The organism is Dyella sp. (genome assembly GCF_035277725.1).
Lineage (GTDB): Bacteria > Pseudomonadota > Gammaproteobacteria > Xanthomonadales > Rhodanobacteraceae > Dyella_B.
Genome location: NZ_DATEJY010000087.1, coordinates 1 through 4,118, shown reverse-complemented (window position 1 = coordinate 4,118; position 4,118 = coordinate 1). Strand labels below are relative to the sequence as shown.

General features: G+C 60.7%; 2 protein-coding genes. Both read right to left on the bottom strand.

The features are described 5' to 3' along the window. Positions 1-2,075 (bottom strand): condensation domain-containing protein (locus tag VJR68_RS08260; RefSeq protein WP_324147197.1); only part of this gene is annotated, 2,075 nt, incomplete at its 3' end. Beyond that, on the bottom strand, positions 2,072-4,118 hold a 2,047-nt coding region (locus tag VJR68_RS08255; RefSeq protein ID WP_324147196.1), incomplete at its 5' end, for an amino acid adenylation domain-containing protein. The genes VJR68_RS08260 and VJR68_RS08255, both read right to left, overlap by 4 nt.

Sequence of the window (4,118 nt, the reverse complement as noted above, 5' to 3'; positions counted from 1 at the left end):
GTGTACATCACATAGGCCAGGTCGCTGGCTTCGACCCGTGGCAGGCTGCCTTGCGCATAAGCACCGAGCCACTGCGCCTCGGTCGCCGCACCGTCCATCATCACCACGTCCACGCCCTGCAAGGGCAACCCTTCCAGCGCCAAAGACGCCACCACCACCCAACCGATGCCGGCGTCCTGCACCATGTAGCTCAAGCGGTCCTTCGGCAGCCCCGGCTCCAGCGGCACATACGCGCCACCGGCCTTGAGCACGCCCAGCACCGCGATCATCAGCTCCAATGAGCGCGACAGATGGATGCCCACACGCGCCTCGTGGGTGACGCCCGCATCCACCAGGTAACGCGCCAGGCGGTCGGCCTTGTCGTTGAGTTGTGCGTAGGTCAGCGCCTGCCCTGCGTACTGCACCGCGATGGCCGCCGGCGTGCGCGCGACTTGCGCTTCGAACTGCGTGTGAATGCATGCCTCTTGCACATAGGGCTTGAGCGCCCCTTGCCCTGCTGCCAGCAACTGATCGTGACGCTCACCATCCAACAGCGCGTATTCGAAAATGCCGCGATGCGGATTCATCACGATTTGCCGCAACAGCTGGGCATAGCTCCGAGCGAATTCGCTGATCAGCTTTTCATCGAACAGATCGGTGCGATACGTCCAGCAGATCTCCAGCTGATCGGCCTGCTCGATAACAGTCAGTTCCAGATCCACCTTGGCCAGGGTCGATTCCTGCTGGATGGTGGAAACCTGCAAATCCGAAAGCGAAAGCGATGCGCTGACATCGTTGTTCAAGCCGAGGCCGAAGACGATCTGGAAAATGGGATCGTAACTCGCGCGTCTGGCCGGCTTGAGATGACCGACCAGTGTCTCGAACGGAATATGTTGATGGGCGTAAGCCTGCAATATCGTTTGCTTCTGAGCCGCCAGCGCATCACAGAACGGCATGTTGCGATCGAACCGGCTGCGCAAGACCAGGTTGTTCACGAAAAAGCCGATCAGGGCCTCCAATTGCTGGTGGGACCGCCCCGCAATGGGCGTGCCGATCACCACATCCGATTCATGACTGAGGCGGCTCATCCATAGCGCGAAAGCTGTCTGCATCAGCATGAAGAACGTGACGTTCTGGCGTTGGCAAAGCAGCTTGAGCGCGCTAGTGAGCCTCTCTTCCACATGCTGGCGGTAGACCGCGCCCGCATGGCTTTGCCTGGCCGGACGAGCACCCGCCAACGGCAATGCATGCACCGGCGGCGCGCCGGACAGCTCCGTCGACCAGTAGCCCAACAAGCTGTCCAGCACTTCGCCTTTGAGCCAGCTGCGTTGCCATTGGGCGTAATCCGCATACTGGATGTCCAAAGGCGCCAGCGGATTGACCTCATTGCGAACAAAGGCGGCATACAAGACATTGAATTCCCGAATCAGGATGCCGACCGACCAGCCGTCCGACGCAATGTGGTGTTGCGTAACGATGAGCGCATGCTCCGTGTCAGAAAGCACGATCAGCACGGCTCGCAGCATCAGGTCTTTCGAAAGATCGAAGGGAGTCTTGGCCTCCCACTGCGCCAGGCTTGCCAGCTCGCTTTGCTGCCGTTCCGCATCGAGGCTGGACAAGTTCATCGCCGAAACCGGCACCGCCGCCGACTCGTTGATGACCTGGATCACCACCTCGCCTGCTGCGGCGAAATTGGTGCGCAGCACTTCATGACGTTCCACGACCGCATCCAGTGCGCGCTGCATCGCCTGGCGATCCAAGCGCCCTTGCAGGCGGAGAATCACGGAGGCGTTGTATTCGCTGCTGCTACCGTCGATCTGGTCGACGAGCCAAAGCCGTTGTTGCGCGAACGATGCCAGGACGCCGATGCGATCGTGCAAGCGCTCGATGGCCGGCAACGCGCCGCCCCAGGCCTCCGTGCCTTCATTCATGTCGCGCAGATAGGCGATGATCTCGGTCTTGTATCGCCCCAGCTTTTCTCGCAAGGCATCGGACATTCGCCCTTCCTTGGCCTTGAACGCCAGACGGTCATCCTTGACGAAAAGATAGACACCTTCATCGATAGCTTCATCGACAATCTGGGAGATGCTGGTCATACATACCCCTCCTGCATGTCGGGCGCACTCATCTCGAGCGCGTCGATGTTCTTGCGCAAATGGATCTTTTGCTGATCCGCTTTGATGAAGCGAGCCAGCGACTCGACATCCTGGTGCCCGAACAGAACCGGCAGCGACAAGGCATGCTCGTCCAACGAAAATTGCTGCCGCAACGCAGACAGGATGCGCATGGCCAACAAAGAGTGGCCGCCAAGGCTAAAGAAATTGTCGCGAACACCGACACGATCGACACCCAGCACATCGCGCCATATCTCGCAAATGGAGCGTTCGATGTCGTCACTTGGCGCCACATACGCATCGATCGAAGTGACGGCTTCCGGCTGCGGCAAGGCGGCCTGGTCGAGCTTTCCATTGGCGGTCAGCGGCAATGCCGTCATCACCACAAACGCCGAGGGAACCATATGGCTCGGCAGTACGGACATGGCGTGCCGCCGGATCGATTCGACCGTCATCGCCTCGTCTTGCGCGGCGCCATCGGGAACGACATAGGCGACAAGTTGCAGATCACCGCCTGATGCTTCGAACGGGACTATCACTGCATCCTTGAGGCTCGAACCCTCCATCAGCGCCGCCTCGATCTCGCCGGGTTCGATGCGGAAGCCGCGTATCTTCAGCTGCCGGTCTGCGCGCCCGAGAAAGGCGAGATGGCCGTCGGGCAGATAGCGGACCATGTCACCCGCGCGATAGAGGCGAGCGTCCGGGTTGTTCTCGAACGGATGCGCTATGAAGCGCTCGTTTGTCAGTTCCGGGCGATGCAGATAGCCGCGCGACACACCCGCCCCACCGATGTACAGCTCACCCGGCGCGCCCATCGGAACCGGCTTGAGATGTTCGTCGAGCACATAGGCCTGGATGTTCGGCAACGGGCGACCGAGCGGAAAAGTGAGGCCGCCGCCCCAATGCTGTCCGCTGGTGCAGGTAAGCACCCCTACCGTGGTTTCGGTTGGGCCATAGTGGTTATGGATCTTGCAGCCGGTGGCACGCGCATTGAGCTCGTCGATCCAGTGTTGCCGGGAGGCTTCGCCGCCGAAAATCAAATGCTGGCGTGGGAATGCGGCATCTACGTTGCCGCCATCACTTAAGGCCAGAAAGTGCGAGGGGGTTATTTTGAGTACATCGATGCCGCATCTAACCATGTACTGCTGAAAGGCTAAGGCATCCGTCGAGCACTGCTGTGAAAGCAGATGCAGGCGGCCGCCCGTCACCAGGGCGCCAAACACCACCGTGTTGCCCAGATCCGCCGCAATGGTCGAGACCGAGGCGTAGGCCATCTCACGATCGAAACCGAATCGATGGACGATACCCCATGCGTAATTGACGATATTGCGGTGGGTGACTTGCACCCCTTTGGGCTTGCCGGTGGAGCCGGAGGTGTAGATGACATAAGCCAGATCGTCGGCGCGCAGGCCTAAATCCGCTTTCGCCAACCGCGTGGTCGGGTACGCCGCGAGAATGTCTGCGTCCGCATCCAGGCGCAGCGCCGGTACGACCATCGCCGGCAAGCGTTCTTGCAAGCCGGCCTGCGTCAGCAGCACGGCCGGGGCACTGTCTTCCAGCATGTAAGCCAGGCGATCGCTCGGGTAGCTGGGATCCAGCGGCACATACGCACCGCCTGCCTTCAGGATGCCCAGGATGCCCACCACCATCGCCAGCGAGCGCTCCACGCACAAACCAACCAGACAGTCCGGGCCAACGCCATGTGCGCGCAGGTAATGCGCCAGCTGGTTGGCTTGTGCGTCCAGCTCCCGGTAGCTCAGTGCGCTGCCTTCGCACACCAGCGCCATTGCATCAGGATGCTGCGTCACTCGCGCTTCGATCAGCTCGTGTAGACAGGCCTCATGCGGATAATCCTGCGCCGTGGCATTCAAGGCATGCAATACATGATGCCGCTCAGCCTCCGACAACATCGGCAACGCATATAGCGGTGCATCCGGCATCGCTAACACCGCTTGCAGCAGACGTTCCAGGTGCTCACCCAGGCGAGCGATCGTTCGCGCTTCGAACAGCTCGCGGTTGTAGATA